Source organism: Pseudomonas sp. R4-34-07, assembly GCF_003852375.1.
Classification (GTDB): Bacteria; Pseudomonadota; Gammaproteobacteria; order Pseudomonadales; family Pseudomonadaceae; genus Aquipseudomonas.
The window spans coordinates 4163431-4186773 of the sequence record NZ_CP027760.1 but is presented as its reverse complement, the minus strand read 5'-3'; the positions used below and the strand labels follow the sequence as shown (position 1 = coordinate 4186773).

Annotated in this window: 21 protein-coding genes; 12 read left to right on the top strand and 9 right to left on the bottom strand. The window is 61.7% G+C overall.

Annotated elements, in window-relative coordinates:
- Positions 1–2 precede the first annotated feature (2 nt).
- From cobU to C4J85_RS19190, 7 genes are all read left to right on the top strand, one after another.
- Complete coding sequence (cobU, locus tag C4J85_RS19220) at positions 3–524, top strand: bifunctional adenosylcobinamide kinase/adenosylcobinamide-phosphate guanylyltransferase (RefSeq protein ID WP_124410489.1); 522 nt, start codon at positions 3–5, stop codon at positions 522–524.
- Positions 521–1576: a nicotinate-nucleotide--dimethylbenzimidazole phosphoribosyltransferase gene (gene cobT / locus C4J85_RS19215; protein WP_124410488.1), complete on the top strand. Its 1056-nt coding sequence runs from the start codon at positions 521–523 to the stop codon at positions 1574–1576. The genes cobU and cobT overlap by 4 nt, the downstream gene beginning before the upstream one ends.
- Positions 1573–2148 carry an alpha-ribazole phosphatase family protein gene (gene cobC / locus C4J85_RS19210; protein ID WP_124410487.1) on the top strand — a complete coding sequence of 192 codons (576 nt, stop codon included), beginning with the start codon at positions 1573–1575 and terminating at the stop codon, positions 2146–2148. The genes cobT and cobC overlap by 4 nt, the downstream gene beginning before the upstream one ends.
- Positions 2149–2150: 2 nt before the next feature.
- A complete protein-coding gene (locus C4J85_RS19205; RefSeq protein ID WP_124410486.1) occupies positions 2151–2900 on the top strand; it encodes an adenosylcobinamide-GDP ribazoletransferase in 750 nt (249 codons plus the stop codon).
- Positions 2901–2921: 21 nt separating this feature from the next.
- Positions 2922–3326, top strand: coding sequence for a MarR family winged helix-turn-helix transcriptional regulator (locus C4J85_RS19200; RefSeq protein WP_124363814.1), 405 nt, complete (start codon positions 2922–2924; stop codon positions 3324–3326).
- A 54-nt stretch (positions 3327–3380) separates the two neighbouring features.
- Positions 3381–4589, top strand: a complete 1209-nt coding sequence (locus C4J85_RS19195; RefSeq protein WP_124367868.1) for an MFS transporter — start codon at positions 3381–3383, stop codon at positions 4587–4589.
- 150 nt (positions 4590–4739) lie between these two features.
- Positions 4740–5291 carry a glutathione peroxidase gene (locus C4J85_RS19190; RefSeq protein WP_124371436.1) on the top strand — a complete coding sequence of 184 codons (552 nt, stop codon included), beginning with the start codon at positions 4740–4742 and terminating at the stop codon, positions 5289–5291.
- A gap of 65 nt (positions 5292–5356) precedes the next feature.
- Here the strand turns inward: C4J85_RS19190 and C4J85_RS19185 are convergent, their stop codons facing one another.
- The 3 genes from C4J85_RS19185 to C4J85_RS19175 all read right to left on the bottom strand — a co-directional run bounded on the left by C4J85_RS19185 (position 5357) and on the right by C4J85_RS19175 (position 7763).
- On the bottom strand, positions 5357–6634 hold the full coding sequence (locus C4J85_RS19185; protein WP_124410485.1) for an OmpP1/FadL family transporter: 1278 nt from the start codon (positions 6632–6634) through the stop codon (positions 5357–5359).
- A 145-nt stretch (positions 6635–6779) separates the two neighbouring features.
- On the bottom strand, positions 6780–7262 hold the full coding sequence (locus C4J85_RS19180) for a hypothetical protein (protein ID WP_124410484.1): 483 nt from the start codon (positions 7260–7262) through the stop codon (positions 6780–6782).
- Between the two features lie 276 nt (positions 7263–7538).
- On the bottom strand, positions 7539–7763 hold the full coding sequence (locus C4J85_RS19175; RefSeq protein ID WP_010208698.1) for a hypothetical protein: 225 nt from the start codon (positions 7761–7763) through the stop codon (positions 7539–7541).
- Between the two features lie 846 nt (positions 7764–8609).
- Here C4J85_RS19175 and C4J85_RS19165 point away from each other — a divergent pair.
- Complete coding sequence (locus C4J85_RS19165) at positions 8610–8933, top strand: sel1 repeat family protein (RefSeq protein ID WP_124367865.1); 324 nt, start codon at positions 8610–8612, stop codon at positions 8931–8933.
- Between the two features lie 175 nt (positions 8934–9108).
- Positions 9109–10473: a DNA recombination protein RmuC gene (gene rmuC / locus C4J85_RS19160; RefSeq protein ID WP_164487883.1), complete on the top strand. Its 1365-nt coding sequence runs from the start codon at positions 9109–9111 to the stop codon at positions 10471–10473.
- Positions 10474–11150: 677 nt separating this feature from the next.
- On the opposite strand, the gene C4J85_RS19150 is transcribed toward rmuC, so the two are convergent.
- The 3 genes from C4J85_RS19150 to C4J85_RS19140 form a co-directional block, all read right to left on the bottom strand.
- Positions 11151–14621 carry a hybrid sensor histidine kinase/response regulator gene (locus C4J85_RS19150; RefSeq protein WP_124367864.1) on the bottom strand — a complete coding sequence of 1157 codons (3471 nt, stop codon included), beginning with the start codon at positions 14619–14621 and terminating at the stop codon, positions 11151–11153.
- A gap of 117 nt (positions 14622–14738) precedes the next feature.
- Positions 14739–15122, bottom strand: a complete 384-nt coding sequence (locus tag C4J85_RS19145; protein WP_124363807.1) for a YbaN family protein — start codon at positions 15120–15122, stop codon at positions 14739–14741.
- Positions 15123–15142: 20 nt separating this feature from the next.
- A complete protein-coding gene (locus tag C4J85_RS19140; RefSeq protein ID WP_124363806.1) occupies positions 15143–15730 on the bottom strand; it encodes a YecA family protein in 588 nt (195 codons plus the stop codon).
- Between the two features lie 277 nt (positions 15731–16007).
- On the opposite strand from C4J85_RS19140, the gene recQ reads away from it, so the two are divergent.
- Both recQ and C4J85_RS19130 read left to right on the top strand, forming a co-directional pair.
- Entirely contained in the window at positions 16008–18134 is a 2127-nt protein-coding gene (gene recQ, locus C4J85_RS19135; RefSeq protein WP_124363805.1) for a DNA helicase RecQ, read from the top strand.
- A 121-nt stretch (positions 18135–18255) separates the two neighbouring features.
- Entirely contained in the window at positions 18256–18690 is a 435-nt protein-coding gene (locus tag C4J85_RS19130; protein ID WP_065884521.1) for a MarR family transcriptional regulator, read from the top strand.
- 309 nt (positions 18691–18999) lie between these two features.
- On the opposite strand, the gene C4J85_RS19120 is transcribed toward C4J85_RS19130, so the two are convergent.
- Positions 19000–21189: a patatin-like phospholipase family protein gene (locus tag C4J85_RS19120; RefSeq protein ID WP_124369004.1), complete on the bottom strand. Its 2190-nt coding sequence runs from the start codon at positions 21187–21189 to the stop codon at positions 19000–19002.
- Between the two features lie 83 nt (positions 21190–21272).
- On the opposite strand from C4J85_RS19120, the gene C4J85_RS19115 reads away from it, so the two are divergent.
- A complete protein-coding gene (locus C4J85_RS19115) occupies positions 21273–21560 on the top strand; it encodes a SelT/SelW/SelH family protein (protein WP_124363804.1) in 288 nt (95 codons plus the stop codon).
- 2 nt (positions 21561–21562) lie between these two features.
- On the opposite strand, the gene C4J85_RS19110 is transcribed toward C4J85_RS19115, so the two are convergent.
- Both C4J85_RS19110 and C4J85_RS19105 read right to left on the bottom strand, forming a co-directional pair.
- The gene (locus tag C4J85_RS19110; RefSeq protein WP_124363803.1) at positions 21563–22444 is read right to left on the bottom strand and encodes a DMT family transporter; all 882 of its coding nucleotides are present in this window, start codon (positions 22442–22444) and stop codon (positions 21563–21565) included.
- Positions 22445–22538: 94 nt separating this feature from the next.
- Complete coding sequence (locus C4J85_RS19105) at positions 22539–23288, bottom strand: AraC family transcriptional regulator (RefSeq protein WP_124410482.1); 750 nt, start codon at positions 23286–23288, stop codon at positions 22539–22541.
- Between the last annotated feature and the right edge of the window lie 55 nt (positions 23289–23343).

Below are 23343 nucleotides of genomic sequence, written 5' to 3'. Positions count from 1 at the left end.
TCATGCGTCAATTGATTCTCGGCGGCGCCCGTTCGGGCAAAAGCCGTCTCGCTGAAACACTCGCCGGCGCCAGCGGTTTACCGGTGATGTATATCGCCACCAGCCAGCCGCTGGACGGTGAGATGAACCAGCGCGTTGCCCTGCACCGTGCGCGTCGCCCCGACCATTGGGGCCTGATCGAAGAGCCCATCGAACTGGCGCGGGTGTTGCGCGACAACGCCGCTGCCGAGCGTTGCCTGCTGGTGGACTGCCTGACCCTGTGGCTGACCAATCTGCTGATGTTGGAAGACCCTGAGCGCCTTGCTTCGGAGCGCGACCAGTTGCTCGATACCCTGGCTGCACTGCCGGGGCAGATCATTTTTGTCAGCAACGAGACCGGACTGGGTGTCGTGCCGCTGGGCGAATTGACTCGCCGTTATGTGGATGAAGCCGGTTGGCTGCATCAAGCCTTGGCCGAGCGGTGTCAGCGCGTAGTGCTGACGGTTGCCGGCCTGCCCCTGACTTTGAAAGGTACTGCGTTATGACGGATTTCTGGTGGCTCAACCCCTGCAAGGCCATCGACGCCGCTGCGCAAGCACAGGCGTTGGCGCGTCAGCAGCAGTTGACCAAACCCGCCGGTTCGCTCGGCCAGCTGGAAGCGCTGGCGGTGCAGTTGGCCGGGTTGCAGGGCCGGGTCAAACCGTCGGTGGAGCAGCTGTGGATCGCGATTTTTGCCGGCGACCATGGCGTGGTCGCCGAAGGTGTGTCGGCGTTTCCCCAGGCCGTGACCGGGCAGATGCTGCACAATTTTGTCAGCGGTGGCGCGGCCATCAGCGTATTGGCTCGCCAGCTGGATGCGCAGTTGGAAGTGGTCGACCTCGGCACGGTCACGCTCTCCCTGGATCTACCCGGCGTGCGCCACCTGAATATCGGCGCGGGCACGGCCAACTTTGTCCACGGCCCGGCGATGACCCAGGTGCAGGGGCACCAGGCCTTGCAGGCCGGCCGAGACAGCGCACGCCGCGCTTTGGAGCACGGCGCACAGCTGTTTATCGGCGGTGAAATGGGCATTGGCAACACCACCGCCGCCAGCGCGTTGGCGTGTGCGCTGCTCGATTGCCCGGTGAGTGACCTGACCGGTCCGGGCACGGGGCTGAATGCCCAAGGCGTCAGCCACAAGGTGGCAGTCATCGAGCGCGCGCTGAGCTTGCACGCGGCCCAGCGTGGCGACGCGTTGCAGACGCTGTTCAACCTGGGGGGCTTTGAAATTGCCGCGCTGGTCGGTGCCTACCTGGCCTGCGCCCAGGCAGGCATCGTCGTGCTGGTGGACGGCTTTATCTGCAGCGTCGCCGCGCTGGTGGCCACGCGCTTGAATCCGGCCTGCCGCGACTGGTTGGTGTTCGGCCATCGTGGCGCCGAGCCGGGCCATCGTCACGTGCTGCACAGTCTTGACGCACAGCCGCTGCTGGACCTGGGCTTGCGCCTGGGCGAAGGCAGCGGTGCGGCGCTGGCGGTGCCGTTGCTGCGCCTGGCCTGTGCGTTGCACGGCCAGATGGCGACGTTCGCCGAAGCCGCCGTGGCGGATCGCCCTGCATGACCTTGCACCTGGACCTGCTGCGCCACGGTGAAACCGAGCTGGGCGGCGGCCTGCGCGGCAGCCTGGATGATGCCTTGACGGCCAGGGGCTGGGAGCAGATGCGCGCGGCTGTGCTGGGGCAGGGGCCGTGGGACCGGCTGATCAGCTCGCCGTTGCAACGCTGTGCGCGTTTTGCGCAGGAATTGGGCGGGCGTCTCAACCTTCCAGTCAGCCTGGAAAAAGACCTGCAAGAGCTGCACTTCGGCGCCTGGGAAGGACAGAGCGCGGCGGCGCTGATGGAAACCGACGCCGAGGGCTTGGGCTTGTTCTGGGCGGATCCCTACCGCTTTACGCCGCCAGAAGGCGAGCCGGTGGAGGCCTTTTCCGACCGGGTGCTGGGCGCCGTCTTACGTCTACAGCAGGCCTATGCCGGTGAGCGCGTGCTGTTGATCAGCCACGGTGGCGTCATGCGCCTGTTATTGGCGCGTGCGCGCGGTTTGCCGCGTGAGCACTTGCTGAATGTCGAAGTCGGTCACGGCGGGCTGTTCAGCCTGCAAGTGGCGACCGATGGCACGTTGAAGGAAGGGGCCTGAACATGCTGCCATTCTGGATCGCCCTGCAGTTCCTGAGCAGTCTGCCGATTCGCTTGCCAGGCATGCCGCAACCCCAGGAACTGGGGCGTTCGTTGCTGTTTTACCCGGTGGTGGGTTTGCTGTTTGGCCTGCTGCTGTGGGGCCTGAACAGCCTGTTGATGGGTGCGCCACTGTTGCTGCACGCCGCGCTGCTATTGGCCGCCTGGGTGCTGCTCAGCGGCGGCCTGCACCTGGACGGCCTGGCGGACAGTGCCGACGCCTGGCTCGGCGGCTTCGGCGACCGCGAACGCACCCTCAGCATCATGAAGGACCCGCGCAGCGGGCCGATTGCCGTGGTCACCCTAGGCCTGGTGTTGCTGCTCAAATTCACCGCGCTGGTGGCCTTGATCGAGCAGCATAACGGCGCCGCGCTGATTCTCGCGCCGTTGATCGGCCGGGCTTCGATGCTGGCGCTGTTTCTCACCACGCGCTATGTGCGTGCGGGGGGATTGGGCCAAGCGTTGTCGGATCATTTACCGAGGATTGTCGGTCAGCAGGTACTGATCCTCAGTGGACTGGCCTGCATCCTGATCGGTGGTTTCAGCGGTGGGATAGCGGTACTGCTCGCGGCGGGCTGTTTTATCGGCTTGCGCCATTTGATGGTCAAGCGCCTCGGTGGCACGACCGGCGATACCGCCGGCGCGCTGCTGGAGTTGCTCGAAACGGCAGTGTTGATCGGGCTGGCGCTGTTACACTTTCTTGCATTTGCTTAACTCCGGGTATATACACGCTCTATGCTTGCTTCCCAATGTTTGTGCACCAACCTGCGACGCGCCGCCCGTGGCGTCAGCCGGTATTACGACGGCGCCCTCGACGGCTTCGGGATCAACGTTGCCCAGTATTCCTTGCTGAGCAACCTGCAACGTCTCGATCAGCCGAGCATTTCCAGCCTGGCAGAAGCCATGGGCCTGGACCGCAGCACCTTGGGGCGCAACCTGCGCGTACTGGAAGGTGATGGCCTGGTCCGGTTGGTGGAAGGCGATGACCTGCGCAACCGCCTGGTGCAGTTGACCGAGGCCGGTCAGCAGCGGTTGGCTGCGGCCTTGCCGGCATGGGAAGCGGCGCAACAGAAATTGATCGATCAACTGGGCGCCGAAAAGCGCGAAACGTTGTTGGCCTTGCTGGATGAACTCGCCTGAACGGCGGTTTGTCCGACTATAAGCGGGTATATACCCGCGAGCGGAGAATAAGAAATGACCTCGATGTGGCGCACCAGTGGCTGGGTTCTTGTGGGGAGTGCGCTGATCCTGGCGTTGTCATTGGGCGTGCGGCACGGCTTCGGCCTGTTCCTGGCACCGATGAGCAGCGAATTTGGCTGGGGGCGCGAGACGTTCGCCTTTGCTATTGCCTTGCAGAACCTGATCTGGGGTCTGGCGCAGCCGTTCACCGGGGCCCTGGCTGACCGTTTCGGCGCGACCAAGGCGGTGTTCGTCGGTGGCGTGTTGTACGCCGTGGGCCTGGTGCTGATGGGCATGTCGGACTCGGCGTGGTCGTTGTCCCTGAGCGCAGGGTTGCTGATCGGCATTGGCCTGTCCGGCACGTCGTTTTCAGTGATCCTCGGTGTGGTCGGCCGCGCCGTACCAGCGGAAAAACGCAGCATGGCCATGGGCATCGCCAGCGCCGCGGGCTCCTTTGGCCAGTTCGCCATGGTGCCGGGCACCCTCGGCTTGATCGGGTGGCTGGGCTGGTCTGCGGCGCTGCTGGCGTTGGGCTTGATGGTCGCACTGATCCTGCCGCTGGTGGCCATGCTCAAGGACCGGCCGCTGCCGACCACGGTCGGTCAGCAAACCCTGCGCGAAGCGTTGAAGGAGGCGTGCTCCCATTCCGGGTTCTGGCTGCTGTCCTTCGGCTTTTTCGTCTGCGGTTTCCAGGTGGTGTTTATCGGCGTGCATCTGCCGGCGTATCTGGTGGACCAGCATCTGCCGGCTACGGCTGGCACCACGGTGCTGGCGTTGATCGGGCTGTTCAATGTATTCGGCACCTACACGGCCGGCTGGCTGGGTGGGCGCATGTCCAAGCCGCGCTTGCTCACCGGTTTGTACCTGTTGCGTGCGGTGGTGATCGTGCTGTTCCTGTGGGCGCCGGTCACCGAAGTCACGGCTTACCTGTTTGGCATGGCAATGGGGTTCCTGTGGCTGTCTACCGTGCCGCTGACCAACGGCACTGTTGCGACCTTGTTCGGTGTGCGCAACCTCTCGATGTTGGGTGGGATTGTGTTCCTGTTCCATCAACTCGGCTCGTTCCTCGGTGGCTGGTTGGGCGGGGTGGTCTATGATCGAACCGGTAACTACGACTTGATCTGGCAAGTGGCGATTCTGCTCAGCCTGCTCGCGGCGGCCCTGAACTGGCCAGTGCGTGAACGGCCAGTGGCGCGCGTGCAGGCGCAAATGGAGGCGGCATGAGTGCAGCACTGCGGTGCATGGCCCTGGTGGCAGGGCTGGTGTTGTTGCTGCTGGCCTGGTGGGGCTGGCAGCGCGGCGGCCTGGCGTTGATGCAGTTGGGCATGGCGATCTGTTAAGTTCTATGTCTGAACCCATGCAAGGACTTTTCCCATGTTGATGCGCTGGCTCGCTGTACCCGTCCTGATGGCTGCTGGCAGCGTGGCCCTGGCGGCCAGTTGCCCGCCGTTGCTGGAGGGCCAATTGCCCAAGCTGCGGGCCAAGGAATCCATTGACCTGTGCCAGCGTTTCGCGGGTAAGCCCCTGGTCATCGTCAACACGGCGAGCTTCTGCGGCTTCGCCCCGCAATTCAAAGGCCTCGAAGCGTTGTACCAACGCTATAAGGGCCAGGGCCTGGAAGTGATTGGCGTGCCGTCCGACGACTTCAAGCAGGAAGCCAAGACTGGCGAAGAAACCGCCAAGGTCTGCTACGTGAACTACGGCGTGACCTTCACCATGACCGAGCCGCAGAAGGTCAAGGGACCGGACGCGGTCAATTTGTTCAAGGTGCTGGCGCAACAGACCGACACGCCGCCCAAGTGGAATTTCTACAAGTACGTGGTGGATCGCCAGGGCAAGGTCATCGCCAATTTTTCCAGCCTGACCAAGCCTGACAGTCCGGAGTTGATCAAGGCGGTAGAAGAGGCGTTGGCGTCCAAACCCTGATCGCCGCCCATTGAAAAGCCCCGCCTCCTGTGCAGGAGAGCGGGGCTTTTTTATACCGCAACCAATCAGAAGCGGTAGGTCATGCCCAGGCCGAAACCGTTGGCACTGTTTTCATACTTGGCGTTGTAACTGGCCAATTGGTTGGAGCGCGCAACCTTGACGTCCTCTTCCTTCAGGTAGGAGTAGGCCACGTCGATGGTCATGTTCGGCATGACCTCGTAGCCCAGGCCCAGACTGAAGATGGTGCGGTCGCCGGTAGGAATGCGCGGCGAGCGATCAGTGTTGTTGGTCGGCGACTGGTCGAACGTCAGGCCGGTACGCAGCACCACTTGCTTGGTCAGCTGGTACGAAGTACCCAGGGCGTAAGCCCAGGTGTCGTGCCAGTTCTGGTCTTCCTTGATGGTGCTTACCAACGCTGGGGCCAGCCCACCACCGGTTGCGCCGGTGACGCCGTCGTTCTTGACGGTAATGTCTTTCAGGCGGCTCCAGCGGGTCCAGGTTGCACCGGCATAGAGTTTCCATGCGTCGGTCAGGTCTTGGGTCACCGACAGGTCGTAGGACTCAGGTGTATCGATCTTCAGCGAAGCGTCGTAACGGTTGCTGCGCAGGAACGGAGAGGTCGCGGTCGGCGCGGTGACTTCGGTGTGGCCCTCCAGCTTGTAGCTGACCTTGGAGTGATAGGTCAGGCCGACGCGGGTGGTATCGGTGGCTTGTACCAGCACACCGACGTTGAAACCCAGCGCGGTGTCGTCACCCTTGATCTTGATATTGGTGTCCGGCGCGGCAGGGTTCAGCGTGATGTCCGATTCCAGGGTACCGCCAATGCGGTTGATGGTCGGGCCGAAGCCGACGGAAACGCGATCGTTGAAGGCGTAGCTGACCGTTGGTTGCAAGGTGATGACTTTCACTTCGCTCTTGCTGCCAAAGCCACGGCCCTGGAAGCCGCTTTCGTAGTCGGTTATCAGGCCGAACGGCGCATACACGCCAAAGCCGACGGCCCACTGGTCGTTGAGCTTATTGGTGTAGAAACCAAAAGGTACGGCGGTGAACGGCACCATGTCGCCTTTGTTGCTGCCGCGAGAGCGACCGCTTGTGTCGCTGAGATCGGTAGAGGCATCGATGGCTGCGACACCGCCGGTGATTTGCTGGCCGTTCAGGCGAGCCATACCGGCAGGGTTACCGTAGACAGTGCTTGCGTCATCGGCAGAAGAAGAGCGACCTGCGAAGCCAGTACCCATTCCGCTGACGCTCTGTTCGTTCAGGGCGAAGCCGCTGGCGAACAGTTGGGAGGAGGCCATGGCAACGGCGAGGCTAAGTGTGGTCTTGAGCATTACTTTTTTCATTATTAGAACTCCGTGTGATCACCGCTGCGGAAAGTATCAATAAATTTAACATCGCGCTATAGGCTGTAATGCAGGAGATAGAGCGGTTTTGTAGGACAATCCGACCAGATTTCCGGTTTTTTGGCGAATCTTGCAATTTGCCCGGTCAACAGGCCACCTGTTTCATTGGGCTGACACAGCTTTGCCAGGCCTGGGAGAAATCTCGCAGGCGGCCTTGAGGGTGAAATATTTCTTTCCAGATACGTGCCATCGCCAATACATCGCCGGGCGCGGGGAGGGCAGGGCGGTGTTGCTCCACCAGCAACCAGGCGATTGCCGTGGCGTAACGCAGGTTCACCGTCAGTTCCAACTGGGGCGCACTGAGGAACGCATGTTGGCTGGCCAACCCGCGCACCAGGCTTGCACGTTCAGGGTCGAGCGCCAGGTAGCTATCCCAGAGGGCGCGGTGACGCGGTTCGGTGATGCGGTAGAGGCCATGGCCGCGTCGATCATGCAAGGCCGAGCCCAGTTCCGACTGGCTGGCGGCGATGCCCAGCAGCAGGGCTTCGGCGGTCGGGTTATGGCGGCCGAGGTACAGCAAGGTCGGCCTGATCACATAACGACACAATTCGCTGGCGGCAATACCCATACAAACCTCAGTCCGTGGGAATGAATGACGAGCCTGAGAAGGAGGGCTTGGCAGCGGTGGATCGGATCTCAGGCCCGTCGCAAGCGGATCATGCCGCTTGAGTTGAAGTGTAGTGTCATATTCATCCTGTAAAGGACTGTTTTTAAAACATCTTCTTTATCCGGTTATAACGTTTATATCTATTCGTGCTTAGTAAAAAATCCCGGGACTAAATTCCAGGCAATAAAAAACCCTGTTTTTCAGACAGGGTTTTTGTGTTTCAGCGACTCGGGTCGATCAGGCAATCAGTGCCTGACGGGTACGCTCGATCACGGCCTGCAGCGGTTCTGCGCTGGAGTATTGATCGGGGTACAGGCGTTCGCTGTGACGTGCGATGCCGTGTTCGTTGACCAGGGTGAAGCTGAAGCAGCCTTTGCGAGCGGCCATGATCAGGCAGTTCATTGGGGCAAAAGCGTTGGTGAGGGTGCGGATGGCATCCTGAGTGTGGATTTGAGCGTTCATATTATTGGTGTTCCTACAAATGACACGGATAAGAACCGTGCAACGTTAAAACGTTCCAGAAACGCTGATCACCATTGATCAAGCGAAAGAACCTAGTCTGGAACAAAGCAGCCAGTTTGAAGCGCTATTGGATTAGGCGCGCTTGGGCTGGCAGGTAGGTACTTAGGAGGGCAGGCAACACAACAGGGGCAAAGGTTCTGGGCCCAGGGTGAAGATCCTGATCAATTTGCAGGTTGGTTCGGTCAGAGTATGCAGACTTCGCGGCACCCTTTGCTTGTTCAAAGGCAGTGTCGTCGCAAGTGATACCTGGAAACCATCGAGGTGGTCGATCCCATGAAGTTCTAGGGATATGTCGACCAGAATTGACTTTCAGCTTGGTACTAACGCTGCGGATAGTAACGGATCGAAACAAGGAAAGGAAGTGGCTTGGCAAAAAAACCATCAGCCGTCCACCCTCCAGTTTCCTGGCAGTAACATTTCCTGAGCGTGTCGGATCAAAAAACGCCGGGGATATAACCGTTGGCTGGGTACTTGTGCACATTAGTCGCAGCGCCGGTAACTTCGCTGGTAACTGTCCTGAAGCCTGCCCATTTGCCTGCAATCAAAATTTAAGTCAATGAAAAATCTGGCTTTTTTTTATTGGTGAAAAAATCGTCAGTTTGACTGCGGCCCCCATTCCATGGGCCTTTGCGCGAGTTAAAGGCGGGTTGTCCACTGAGTTATCCACAGCTTCTGTGGATTGTCCCAAGCGCTTGCTCTAGAACGGGCGTGCCGGGTTTTTTCAGCTTTACCTGTACGAAAAAAAGAGTAGAGTGGCGCGCCTTCCGTTCTGTCCCACAGTGCTTTATGAAGTTTCGCTCAGTATCACCTTCTGTTACCGACACTCCCCAGACTGTTACCGCGCCCAAGCGTTTCTCTTTGAAAGTCGCCTTGTGGCTCCTCGACAGCCCGCGCCTGGGGCAGAGTACCAACGTCAAGCACCTGGCTGGCCGCCTGCTCAAGCAGCCTGCCCGCGAAGGCGTGGTGGCCGCGCAGAGCCGCCTGGGCCAATTGATGTGCCGTGAATGCGAAAATGCCCGCGACCGGCGCATCGGCCAGGATCTGTTGCGTTCGGCGGCCCGCGCCGGCGACCGTCGCGCTCAGCGCGAACTGGGCCAGGTCGAAGACTGAGCTGTCCTCCCGGGCATTGCTTGGTTAACCTTGCTCTTTTTTGGTGATGGCAGAAATGGCTATGGTTTTCGACTGGACCAGTGTCGCCCTCGGGCTTGCTGGCGCCGCGCTGCCGTTATTGGCGTTGTGCTGGCAGATTCAACGACGGCTGACCGCGCGCACCACCGGCTGGGAATTGCTGGAGGAGCGCCTGGCGACCGCGCAATTGGCCCAGGAAGGGCTTGCCGCCCAACTGGACGCCAGCCGCGACGAAATCAGCGATCTGAGCCACGCCAATGCCGCCAAGCAGGCCGACCTGGCTGCGGTGCGCCGCGAAGTCGAGCTGTTGCAGATCGACCGCGATAACGCCCGCGACGCCGCCCACGCCTGGAACCTGGACCGCAGCGCCAAGGAAACCGAGCTGCGCCGGCTTGACGCCTTGGCCGCCGCCTTGCGCGCCGAGCTGCGTGAACAGCAGGACAGCCATCAACAACGCCTCGCCGACCTGCAGGGTTCACGGGACGAGCTGCGCGCGCAGTTCGCCGAACTGGCCGGGAAGATTTTCGACGAGCGTGAGCAACGCTTTGCCGAAACCAGCCAGGAGCGCCTGGGGCAACTGCTGGACCCGCTCAAGGAACGCATCCAATCCTTCGAGAAGCGCGTTGAAGAAAGCTACCAGAACGAAGCCCGCGAACGCTTTTCCCTGGCCAAAGAGCTTGAGCGCCTGCAGCAATTGAACCTGCGCCTGTCGGACGAAGCCACCAACCTGACCCGCGCCCTCAAAGGCCAAAAAACCCAGGGTAACTGGGGCGAGCTGATCCTCGAGCGGGTGCTGGAGCATGCGGGCCTGGAGAAAGGCCGCGAATACCAGACCCAGGTCAGCCTCAAAGGCCCGGATGGCGAACGCTTCCAGCCCGACGTGCTGATCATGTTGCCGGGCGACAAGCAGGTGGTGGTGGACTCCAAGGTCAGCCTGATCGCCTATCAGCAGTACGTTGCGGCGGATGACGAAGTGATTGGCCAGGCGGCGTTGAAGCAGCATGTGCTGTCCTTGCGCAATCACGTCAAAGGCTTGGCCGGCAAGGATTACAAGCGCCTGGAAGGTTTGCACAGCCTGGATTTCGTGCTGCTGTTCGTGCCGATTGAGGCAGCGTTTTCCGCAGCGCTGCAAGCCGAGCCGAACCTGTTCCAGGAAGCCTTCGACCGTCATATCGTGATTGTCAGCCCCACCACCTTGCTTGCCACCCTGCGGGTAATCGATAGCCTGTGGAAGCAGGAACGCCAGAGCCAGAACGCCCGGGAAATCGCCGAGCGCGCCGGTTGGCTGTACGACAAGTTCGTGTTGTTTATCCAGGATCTGGACGAAGTGGGTAACCGCTTGCAGCAGTTGGACAAGGCTTACAGCGCAGCGCGTAACAAGCTGACCGATGGACGCGGCAATCTGGTCAGCCGCACCGAGCAACTGCGCCTGCTGGGCGCGCGTGCCAGCAAAAGCCTGCCGGCGGATTTGCTCGAGCGCGCGATGACCGATTCGGATGGCGTAGCGCATTCCCCTGAATAAAACATGATCAAAATGTGGGAGGGGGCTTGCTCCCGATTGCGGTGGGTCAGCTCAGGGTAAACTGACTGACAGACTGCCATCGGGGCATAGGTATCTACACAACTTTGTAGCAGCCCACGGTAACCACGATGCGAAGCGAGCCGCTCTTGATCTTGCTCTTGATCTAGGCGCCCCGTTAAACCACGCTGGCCGGAATTCGACAGTGATTTGGGGGGTAAACCGGCAGGGATGCCGGTTTAGCCGCCCCGCGCCATGGATGGCGCGTGGCGGCGGCCCCCCAATCAATGTCGGATTACGGGCACACCGAGCCTAGGCGAGGTGCCGAGTGGTGGGGCAAGAGCGTTTTGCTTACTTTTGCGCTTTTCAAAAGTGAGACGCCGTAAGGGCGGAACCCATAGCAGCCGTTACCGCAGCAACGGATATGTACTCGTCTTGATCCAACATCCTGGTCGGCTGTCAGGCCGCCATCGGGGGCAAGCCCTAATGCCTGTCAGTTAAGCGTACACCGCCGTCTGTAGGAGCGAGCTTGCTCGCGAAAAACGTCAACGATAACGCGTGCTTTCTGAATGAACGCGGTACCTGTGAGTTCTTCGCGAGCAAGCTCGCTCCTACAAAAAGCCTTAACTGACTGGCATTAGGGCAAGCCCCCTCCCACATTTTTACCGAGTACATCCCGTCTACAGAGGCAGGTGCCTACTTAACAGCGCCCGCAACGCCGCCGGCTTCACCGGCTTGGCCAGATAATCCAGCCCCGCTCCATGCACCTGCGCCACCATCTCCGGGCGCCCGTCTGCACTGATCACCACGCCGGGAATCGGCTCGGCCAATTGCGCCCGCAGCCAACTCATCAGTTCGGTGCCGGTTTCGCCGTGGTCCAGGTGATAATCCACCAGCGCCAGTTGCGGGCGCATGCCTTCGGCCAACAGGGCCGCGCACTCGGCCTGGCCGGTGGCGGTCCAGACTTCGCAGCCCCAGCGCGTCAGCAGGCTGCGCATGCCGATCAAGATACTTTCCTCGTTGTCCACACACAGCACCCGTGCGCCGCTCAAGGGCACGCCGTTTTCTACGGTGGCCTTCGGCTGCGGGCTGACCTGGCTGCGGGCCAGCGGCACACGCACGCTGAACACGCTGCCCTTGCCCGGCCATGAGCGTACGCTCAGGCGGTGGCCCAGCACGCGGCACAAACCGTCGGCGATCGCCAGGCCCAGGCCCAGGCCCTTTTCGGCGCGGGTCTGGTGGCTGTCGAGGCGCTTGAACTCTTCGAAAATCACTTTCTGTTTATCCGGCGGGATGCCAGGGCCACGGTCCCAGACTTCCAGGCACAATTGGCCCTGGCGGCGACGCACGCCCAGCAGCACCGGGCCATCGGCATAGCGGAAGGCGTTGGTCAGGAAATTCTGCAGGATCCGTCGTAACAATTTGATGTCGCTGTCCACCCGCAGGCGACTGCCGCGCAAACGAAAGCGCAAACCCTGTTCATGGGCGAGTGCCTTGAATTCGGCGCCCAGGGTGTCGAACAGCTCGTTGAGGACAAACGGCTGGCGTTGGGGATTGATCTTGCCGTTTTCCAAGCGCGAGATATCCAGCAGGTCGCTGATCAGATCCTCGGCCGAGCGCAGTGAACTGTCCAGGTGCTGCACCAGTTGCCGGGCCTCGCTCGAGAGGCCTTCGTGCTGGTGGGAGAGGGCGGCGGAGAACAGCCGCGCGGCGTTCAGCGGTTGCATCAAGTCATGGCTGACGGCCGCCAGAAAGCGGGTCTTCGACTGGCTGGCGGATTCGGCCACACCCTTGGCCTCGGTCAGCGCGACATTGAGTTGCGACAGTTCATGGGTGCGCTCGGTCACCCGTTGTTCCAGGCCTTCATTGGCCTCGGTCAGCGCTTGTGCGGCTTCGCGGAACGCGGTGATGTCGGTGAAACTCATGACGAAACCGCCACCGGGCATCGGATTGCCGATCAGCTCGATCACGCGCCCGTTGGGGAACAAGCGCTCGGAGGTATGCGCACGGCCCTGGCGCATCCAGTGCAGGCGTCGCGCCACATGCACTTGGGCTTCACCGGGGCCGCACAGGCCGCGCTCGGCGTTGTAGCGAATAATGTCGGCAATCGGCCGGCCGACACTGATCAAGCCATCGGGGTAGTTGAACAGCTCCAGGTAGCGACGGTTCCAGGCCACCAGCTTGAGCGACTGGTCAACCACGCTGATGCCCTGGGTGATGTTCTCGATCGCGCCTTGCAGCAGGGCGCGGTTGAACTGCAGCACCTCGGACGCCTCGTCGGCGATGCGTACTACGTCCTCCAGCTGCATTTCCCGCCCTTCAATCGCCGCTTTCACCACTGCTCGCGTCGAGGACGCACCGAGCACGCCCGCCAGCAAGCGCTCGGTGTGGGCGATCCAGTCGTTGTCGGCATTCTGGTTGGGGTTGAAGCCTTTGCCCTGGCGATAGGCGAAACGGATAAAGCTCTGCTGCGCCCGTTCTTCGCCGACAAAGCGTGCGGACAAGCTGAGCAGGTCGCTGATCTGTACCGACAACATGGAGCGAGCGCTGGTGCGCTGGCTGGTTTCCTGGCCGATGAAGCGGCCGGCCTGCCAATGCTCGGACACCCGCGTGCGCGACAGCATCGACACCCACACGAACAGCGTGAAATTACCGGCAAGCGAGAATACGGTGCCCAAGGTCAGTGAGGTCACGGAAAACCCGAACGGGTGCGAGTGCATCCAGGTCAGGCCGGGGAAAAGGCTCAGCGACCAGCCCAGGCTTTTCGCGGTCACCGGTAGGACCAGGGTGTAGAACCACAGGAAGGTACCCGCCGCCAAGCCCGCAAAAACCCCGCGCCGGTTGGCCTGCTTCCAGTAGAGCGCGCCGAGCATCGCCGGTGCCAATTGGGTCACGGCGGCAAAGGCGATCTGGCCGATGGTCGCCAGGCTTGCAGTGGAGCCCAGCAGCCGGTAGCTCACATAGGCCAGCAACAGGATAATCACGATGCTGACCCGGCGCACCGACAGCATCCAATGGCGGAACACTTCAAAGGGTCGTTCGGCGCTGGAGCGGCGCAACAGCCAGGGCAGCAGCATGTCGTTGGAGACCATGGTCGACAAGGCGATGCTGGCCACGATCACCATGCCGGTGGCCGCCGAGGCGCCGCCGATGAACGCAAGTACCGCGAGGGCCGGGTGGGCTTCGGCCATCGGCAGGCTGATCACGTAGGAGTCCGGCAGCACCGAACCGGGCAACAGCATCTTGCCGCCCAGGGCGATGGGCACCACGAACAACGCGGCAAGGATCAAATACGCCGGGAACACCCATTTGGCCAGGCGCAAGTCCTGCGGGTCGATATTCTCCACCACCGTCACATGAAATTGCCGGGGCAGGCAGATGATCGCCATCATCGCGACGCCGGTCTGCACCACCATCGACGGCCAGTTGATGGTCTCTTTCCAATATTCCTCCAGGCGCGGTGCAAGCATCGCCTGGCTGAACAGATCGCCGAAACCGTCGTACAGCCCGTAGGTCACAAACGCACCGACCGCCAGAAACGCGAACAGCTTGACCAGGGATTCAAAGGCAATCGCCAGCACCATGCCCCGGTGGTGTTCGGTGGCGTCGAGGTTGCGCGTACCAAACACGATGGTGAACAGCGCCAGCACCAGCGACACAATCAGCGCGGTGTCCTGGGCCCGGGTGCCCGTGGTGTCGGGCCCGGAGCCGATCAACAGGTTCACGCCGAGCACGATGCCCTTGAGCTGCAGGGCGATATAGGGCAGTACCCCAACCAGGCAGATCAACGCGACCACGACCGCCAGGGATTGGGATTTGCCGTAGCGCGCGGCGATAAAGTCGGCGATGGAGGTGATGTTTTCCTGCTTGCTGATCAGAATCATCTTCTGCAGCACCCAGGGCGCCAGCACCAGCAACAGCACCGGCCCCAGGTAGATCGGCAAGAACGCCCAAAGCTGTTCGGCAGCCTGGCCTACGGCGCCGAAGAAGGTCCAGCTGGTGCAATACACGGCGAGCGACAGGCTATAGACCCACGCACGCACGCGCGGCGGCAGCGGCGCATGGCGACGGTCACCGTAAAAGGCGATGGCAAACATGATGGCCATATAGGCCAGGGCAACGGCGGCGATCAGCCCGCTGGACAGCGTCATGGTAACTCCGAGCATAAGAACACCGGGCATTCCGGGCCCGGTTGGACAGTCTCGCATGATGCCTGGGGTTAGTCAGTGTCGACCAAGGTCGTGTGAGGGCGAATGTCGCAGGCGCGTTCAGCGCGGGGGCAGGGTTTTCTGGCGCAGGATGTAAATCGTCACCAGCACTGCGCTGGTCAGCATGAAGCCCCGTGCCCACGGCAACGGCACCAGGTAGCAGGAAATGGCGATGCTCAGCCACATCAAGCCGATGGCATAGACCTTGCCCTTGAGCGGGATGCCGTTACCGTCGAGGTAATCACGAATCCACGGGCCCAGGCGCGGGTGGTCCACCAGCCAGTGGTAGAAACGCGGGGAGCTTCGAGCGAAGCAGGCGGCAGCCAGCAGGAGAAAGGGTGTAGTCGGCAATACCGGCAGGAAAATGCCGATCACCCCAAGCGCTACGCTCAGCCAGCCGATGGCCAGCAGCGCGTAACGCAGGAGCGGCGAACGCTTGCCCATGGGGTCCACGGGCGAGCGACTCAGTGGTGACGTGGCTTGAGGATCGCCGGTTTTTCGTCAGGCGCGTTGCACAGCAGGTACAGCGCGGTGAGGGCTTCAGGGATCTGCACGATCATATCGTCCATCAGGTTGGCGTCGGCGGCGATATCGGAAAACTCCGGCTGGTCGTCGAACAGGCCCGAACCGACCATGATCGGCAGCAGCATTTCGCTGACTTCTTCCTCGGCGGTTTCGAACCAGGCGGCTTCGCGCAGGAATACGCCTTCCATGAAACCAATGCACCAGCCGCGCAGGTCGGAGTCGTCCGGGTCTTCACCCAGGTCCAGCTCGCAAGGCAGCTCGAATTCTTCATCGGAGGCCAGTTGGCGACCGATGTGGGCCTTGAGGGCCAGCAGGGTGGCTTCGATTTCTTCGCGCTGGGCGTCGTCGGCGTAGTGAGGTTCTTCGGCGAACAGCGCGTCGATCCATTCACGCTCGGGCACGTCTTCAGAGCAGATCGACAGGGCGGTCAGGTAGCCGTGGGCGGCCACGTAGTCCAGCGCCTCGTCATGCAGCTCATCGGCGTCGAGGAAGGCTTGCAGGCGGGTTAGTTGCTCAGCGAAGGACATTGAAGGGCTACCTTGGGAATAAACGATGCTGAATTCTAGGCTTTCTTGAGCGCCCAGGCCAGCCGCACGGCATTTTTGCCCGGTTTTAGACAGAGGCGCTCTATTCGTCAGTCGCGCCCTTTGCCGGTGAACGCTCGGGTATACTGCCGCGTTTTGTGATGCCCCTGCAGGCCACGCAGCAATCCGGGAAAACTTCGCTTACGGATTATTTTCCATGAAAGCGGGTTTTTTCGGCCAGCCTGTACAGAGGGATTTGCGCACCATTTTGGAGTTTTACATGCTCGAGCAGGCTCAACGCGTCCTCAAGGACATCTTCGGCTACGACAGTTTTCGTGGCCGCCAGGGTGCGATCATTGAGCGCGTGGCCAATGGCGGCGATGCCCTGGTCCTGATGCCGACCGGTGGCGGCAAATCGTTGTGCTTCCAGGTGCCGGCGCTGTTGCGCAATGGCCTGGCCGTGGTGGTGTCCCCGCTGATCGCATTGATGGACGATCAGGTCGCCACCCTGGAAGAACTCGGTGTCGCCGCCGCTGCCTTGAACTCCACCCTGAGTGCCGAGCAGCAGCGCGACCTGGCGGCGCGGATCAAGCGCGGCGAAGTGAAGATGCTCTACCTGGCACCGGAGCGGCTGGTGCAGCCGCGCATGCTGGCATTCCTGCAGAGCCTGGAAATTGCCCTGTTCGCCATCGACGAAGCTCACTGCGTATCGCAGTGGGGCCACGATTTCCGCCGCGAGTACCTGCAGCTGGGCCAACTGGCGGAGCTGTTCCCTGATGTGCCGCGTATCGCCCTGACCGCCACCGCCGACAAGCGTACCCGCGAAGAGATCGTCGAGCGCCTGCATTTGCAGAACGCCGAGCGCTTCCTGTCGAGCTTCGACCGGCCGAATATTTTCTACCGCATCGTGCCCAAGGAGCAGCCGCGCAAGCAGCTGCTGGCCTTCCTCTCGGAACGGCGCAGCGACGCGGGTATCGTCTATTGCCTGTCACGCAAGAAGGTCGATGAAGTCGCCGCGTTCCTCTGTGAACAAGGCTACCCGGCGCTGCCTTATCACGCCGGTTTGCCCAATGAAACGCGCTCGGCACACCAGAAGCGCTTCCTCAACGAGGAAGGCCTGATCATGGTGGCGACCATCGCCTTCGGCATGGGGATCGACAAGTCCAACGTGCGTTTCGTGGCGCACATGGACCTGCCCAAGTCCCTCGAGGCCTACTACCAGGAAACCGGCCGCGCCGGCCGTGACGGCCTGCCGGCGGATGCCTGGATGGTCTACGGCCTGCAAGATGTGGTGATGCTCAAGCAGATGCTGCAGAACTCCGAAGGCGATGAGCGCCACAAGCGCCTGGAGCAGCACAAACTCGACGCCATGCTCTCGCTGTGCGAAGAGACCCGCTGCCGCCGCCAGACGCTGCTGGCGTATTTCGACGAAGACATGCCGCAACCGTGCGGCCACTGCGACAACTGCATCGACGGTGTGCAGACCTGGGACGCCACCGAGCCGGCGCGCCAGGCATTGTCGACGATCTACCGCACCGGCCAGCGCTATGGCGTGGGCCATCTGGTGGATGTGTTGCTGGGCAAAGACAACGAAAAAATCCGCAGCTTCGGCCACGAGAAACTCTCGGTCTACGGCGTCGGCAAGGCCCGCGCCGAAGGCGAATGGCGCTCGCTGTTCCGCCAGATGGTCGCGCGCGGGCTGGTCGACATCGATATCGAAGGCTACGGCGGCCTGCGCTTGAACGACAGTTGCCGGCCTTTGCTCAAGGGCGAAGTCAGCCTGGAGCTGCGCCGCGACCTCAAGCCGCAGACCACCGCCAAGAGCAGCACCAGCCAGGCCAGCCAGCTGGTGCGTGGCGAAGAGCGCGAACAGTGGGAAGCCTTGCGTACCCTGCGGCGCAAACTGGCGCAGGAACACAGCGTGCCGCCGTATGTCATCTTCCCTGACTCCACATTGCTGGAGATGCTTCGCGAGCAGCCCACCACCATGGCCGAGATGGCCAGGGTCAGCGGTGTGGGAGCGCGCAAGCTGGAGCGTTATGGCCAGGCATTCCTCGAAGTACTCGGCGGCCAGGTCGAAGCACCGAAGGAAATCGCCGATATTCGCCACGAGCTGATCAGCCTTGCTCGCGCCGGCATGACCCCGATCCAGATCGCCGGCCAGCTGCAATGCTCGGAAAAGAACGTGTATACGTTGCTGGCCGAAGCCATCGGCAAGCAGCAATTGTCGTTGGAGCAGGCTCTTGATTTGCCTGAAGATTTGCTCGGTGAAATCCAGGATGCATTTCTCGACGGGGAAGGCGAATTGCCACCTGTCGCGGAAATCGCGCCGTTGTTTACCGGGCGTGTTCCCGAGGGCGTTTTGTACTGCGTACGCGCCGCTTTGCAGTCTGAATTCGAAATTTAGTGTGCCAATTACGACAATGTAACGAATCAGTACATACGGGGCCTTGCCTACTGGCATGGCTCATGCTTAGCTGACTAATAATTAGCCACACTTTGTTTTCAGTCTAAAACATGAGTTTTTTATGCCGTTAACCGATCAACACCGATTTGGCATGCAGTTGGCGCAAATGTCCCGAGGTTGGCGCGCCGAGCTGGACCGCCGTCTGGCGGGGCTGGGCTTGTCCCAGGCGCGATGGCTGGTACTGCTGCACCTGGCCCGTTTTACCGAAGCACCGACTCAGCGTGAACTGGCACAAAGTGTCGGGGTAGAAGGCCCGACCCTGGCGCGTCTGCTCGACAGCCTGGAAGGCCAAGGCCTGGTTCAACGCCAGGCAGTAGTGGAAGACCGTCGCGCCAAACGTATCCTGTTGTGTGATACCGCTCGGCCCCTCATCGACCAGATCGAGACCATTGCCACGGCGTTGCGCCATGAGCTGTTTGTTGGGGTGGACGAAGAGGATTTGCGCGTATGCATGCGCGTGCACGGGCACATTTTGGCGAATCTGGAAAAGTCCTGATTCCTGACACAACGACGATCAAAGTGTGGGAGGGGGCTTGCCCTAATGCCAGTCAGTTAAGAAGTAGAAAGGGTAAAAAGTAACCTGTGGCGAGGGAGCTTGCTCCCGCTGGACTGCGCAGCAGTCCCATTTTTGGGGCCGCTTCGCGGCCCAGCGGGAGCAAGCTCCCTCGCCACAGGTACAGTGTTCGTCCTTAACTGACTGGCATTAGGGCTTGCCCCCGATGGTAGAGTGTCAGTCAGGTATTCATTGACTGACACACCGCCATCGGGAGCAAGCCCCCTCCCACATTTTTTATTCTGCGTTGTGTCAGAAAGTCTGGCCCAGGTTCAGATACACCGCTTTCTGGTTGTCATCATTGAATCCATAGCTGAAATTCAGCGGGCCCAGCGGTGTATCGAAGCCCAGGAAAACACTCGCCGCGTTGATATACCCGCTGTCGAACTGGTTGTCGTTGTTCCACGCCCGACCCCGTTCCACCGAGGCTCCCAGGTACAACGGGAAATCCAGCGGCAGGTACGAGCGCGGTGTCAGCCGGCGGTAGTACACCGCGCGCATCAGGCTGACGTTCTGGCCCGAGATCGCGTCCTCGCGAAAGCCTGACAATTGCCGTGCGCCACCCAACAGGAAGCTGGAGATCACCACGTCGGATTTATCCAGGGTGCGTCCGTAGCGTCCGCCCAGGATCAACGTGTCGGGGCCGTGACTCATGGCTTTGTCCAGCTTGAACTCCCACTGGCGGTAGCGCTGGTCGGAACCCAGCCCCGGCTCGAACTCTCGGTAAGCCAGGGCGATGTCTTCGCCGGTGTGCGGGAAGTACACGTTATCGAAAGAGTCGAATGAGTATTTCAGCTCATAGAAGCCCTCACTGAAACTCACGCTCGGCAGGTCGCGGTCGCCGATACGCACGTCCGCCTTGCCCCAGGCTTCGCCCACGCCAAAGCGAATCTCGCCGCTGTTGCCGATCTGGCGCCCGACGTTCAAGCCGAAACCGTAGCGCTCCAGCCGATATTCCGAGATGGGGTCGTTGTCCATGATCAGCTCGACGTTCTGCGCCTGGGCACGGATGTAGGGCGCGACGAAGTAGCGCGAGCCTGTGTCCATGGGTTGGTAGAATTCGCTGTACAGCTCCTGGCGATCACCGATCTGCACCCGCGTCAGCCATTCGGCGCCGAGGCGGTTGATACCGTTCATCCGGTAGCTGGCGCCAAGGTTGAAGGCGCTGTCGCCGCGCATGTCATCCGACAGGTTCAAACCCAGGCGCAGGTAGTCGGTGCCGCTGCGCTTGCCGCGTGCGCTGATGACCAGGGTATTGTCCTTGGCTTTTTTCACCACGCGGTATTGCACCTGTTCGAAGTAGTCGAGGCCGTACAGCGTGCCCATGTCCGATTGCAGGCGGCCGAGGTTGAGCGGTTCGCCCAGCTCCTGGCGGATGTAATAGCGGATCACGTCGTCGCTGACTTTGGAGTCGTTTTCCACCTTGATCGCAGTGATGATCGGGGTGCGTTCGCCGGGCGTGCGCGCGGCGGTCAATTGCGGGTCTATCGGTTCGGCGGGCCGCAGGTGCGCCAGGCGCAGGTCGAGGGCACGCGTGGCGCGGTAGCCGGCATCGATCATGTCCTTGGCGCGGCCGAAATCCGTCACGCCGTAGGCTGCCAGGGACGGTTGGATCAACACGTCCCTGGGGTGCAAGGCCTTGAGTTGTTCCTCGGAATTGCGCCGGGTCATCAAGGTGATGGACTGGTTGAGCACATCGACCACGGTCGCCAATTGCTTGCGTGAGCGTAGCGGTGTGCCGATGTCCACCACGATGGCGATGTCGACGCCCATTTCCCGCGCCACGTCCAGGGGAATGTTGTCGGTCATGCCGCCGTCCACCAGCAGGCGCCCGTCCAGCTCTACCGGAGCGAACACGGCGGGGATCGACATGCTGGCGCGTATCACCTGGGGCAGGTGGCCCTTGCTGAACACTACTTTTTCGCCGGTGGTGATGTCGGTGGCCACAGCCCGGAACGGAATCGGCAGCTTGTCGAAGTTACGCGTGTTGCTGCTGTGGGCGAACATGCTTTCCAGCAGCAATGCCAGGTTCTGGCCCTGGATCACGCCCAGCGGCAGGCCGAGGCTGCCGTCGTCGCGAAAGCTGAGTTTCTGTTTGACCAGGAAATCGCGGTCATCCTGCTTGCGCCTGAACGGCACGTCTTCCCGGGGCGGTGCATCGGACAATGCCTGTTGCCAGTCGATATTCAGGGCGAGCTTCTCCAGCTCGTCGATCTTGTAACCCGAGGCGTACAGCCCGCCAATCACCGCGCCCATGCTGGTGCCGGCAATCGCGTCAACCTGGATGCCCTGTTCTTCCAATGCCTTGAGCACACCGATATGGGCCAGGCCACGGGCGGCGCCGCCCGACAGCACCAGGCCGATTTTCGGGCGCGGGCTTTCAACGGCGTCGGCGAGAAGGGGGAGCAGGCAGAGGAACAGGCAGGACAACAGGCGGCGCATCATGAATCTCGAGGCTGGGCGATAAAGGCCGGTATTATAGCCATGCGATCCACTGACGCCGTCACGCAGGAGCCTTTCACGTTATGTCCGCAAGCAAACCCGAGATCGTCATCACCTATTGCACCCAGTGCCAGTGGCTGTTGCGTGCCGCCTGGCTGGCCCAGGAATTGTTGAGTACGTTTGCCGAGGATTTAGCCAAGGTGTCCCTGGCGCCCTCCACCGGCGGCGCGTTTCGCATCACCTGCGACAACGTACAGATCTGGGAGCGCAAGGCCGATGGCGGCTTCCCGGAGGCCAAGGTGCTCAAGCAGCGCGTGCGCGATCAGATCGACCCGCAGCGCGACCTTGGGCATAACGACCGTACGCCGTGACGTCAGGCCGCAGCCGGCGGCTTGGCCTGGCTGGCGCTGCCCATCAGGCCGGAAAGCACGATGGCGACGATAATCAGCGCGCCGCCCAGCAGCATGCGCAGGGTGGGCGTCTCGGCGAACAGTAGCCAGGCCACGGTGATGCCATAGACCGGTTCCATGGCAAACACCACCGACGCGGTGCGCGCCTTGATCACCGCGAGGCTGGCGACAAACAGGCTATGGGCCAGGCCGGTACAGAACACGCCCAGCAGGCCGATCCACAGCCAGTCCAGCGCACGCACGTCCGCAAGCCCCGGTGCCGCCACGGGCAGCAGGCAGACTGCGACCACCACGTTCTGGCACAACGCGGCCTGTACCGCCGGAATGCGTCCGGAGCTGGCGCGGTTGTTCAATGACAACAAGGCGAACAGCAGCCCCGACGCGATGCCCCAGAGCAAGCCGCCCGTGGCGTCGCTGGCCAGGTTGAAGTCCGGGGTCACCAGAACCAGGCCGATGCTGACCAGCGCTACCAGCACCATTTCATTGGCGCGAATCCGCTCGCGGAAGATCAGCCCTTCAAGGATCACCGTGAAGGCCGGGAAGGCGGCAAACCCCAGCGTTGCCACCGCCACCCCGGCGACCTTGACCGCGATGAAGAATGTCACCCAGTGCGCGGCAAGCAGCACGCCGCTGACCAGCAGGCGGCGCCAGTCGCGCATCTGCAGGTTTTTCCAGGGCGCATTGCTGGCAAAGCGCGCGAAGACCGCCAGGGCAATCACCGCAAATGCGGCCCGCCCGAATACGATGATGGACGGTGAGGCGGCCGCCAGTTTGCCGAATACACCGGTGAGGCCAAACATCAATGCGCCGATATGCAGGGCGCCGAGGGCTGAGCGGGGAGTCATTGCGATGCCTACCAACGGAAGTGACAACCAGTCTAGAGGTTTGGCGAAAGGGGTGTCTGTCGTGCGGCTCGCGATTTTTAGCGCGAAACTCTTCCTATGACGTTCGCCGCATTGTGCCCGGCGAGGCGCCAAACTCGCGCAACATGGCTGCAGCGAAGGCACTTTGCGAGCGGTACCCCACGCGTGCGGCGATCTCACCAACGGGCAGCGGCGTCTCGCGCAGTAGGGTCAATGCCATTTGCAAGCGCTGGTTGCGCACGTAATCCATGGGGGTCTGCCCGCATTCGACCATGAAGCGCGCGTGCAAACGCGCAACCGACAGGCAGGCAATCCGTGCCAGGTCCGCGACACTCAGCGGGTGAGCGGCGTGGCGTTCGATATGCGCGTTGAACGCGGCATAAGGCAGGCGCCGCCCCGGTGGGGGCATCGCCTGCGGATGATTGAGGCTGGCGAGCAGCAGCAACGCGCCTTGCTGGGCGATCACTGGATCATGTATCGGGCTGCCAGCCAGCCATTGCACTAACTGGTGCTGTCGCGAATCCAGCGCCAGTCGGGCCGGCCGGTCGAGCAGGCGGCGACTGGCATCGGCGTGGTCACCCAATGTTTGCAACAGCCAATGCTCGGTTGGCACATCCAGCACCAGGCAGCGGCTACCCTCGCGGCTGCCGCAGGCGTGGTGAGCGGCAAAGGGCAGGATCATCACGCTGCTTTCCTGCACTTGGTTACCGCAGCCATCCACTTCGAAATCCAGGCGCCCGGACAGGCCGAACACTAATTGTGCATGGTCATGGCTATGGGCGATGGGGGCATCGGTGTACTGGCGAAGCGTAAGACTGGGGCTCATTGCGCTCTCCTGGGCGGCAAGTCCCCAGTCTACATCGCTTAAGGGCGGCCAAGCG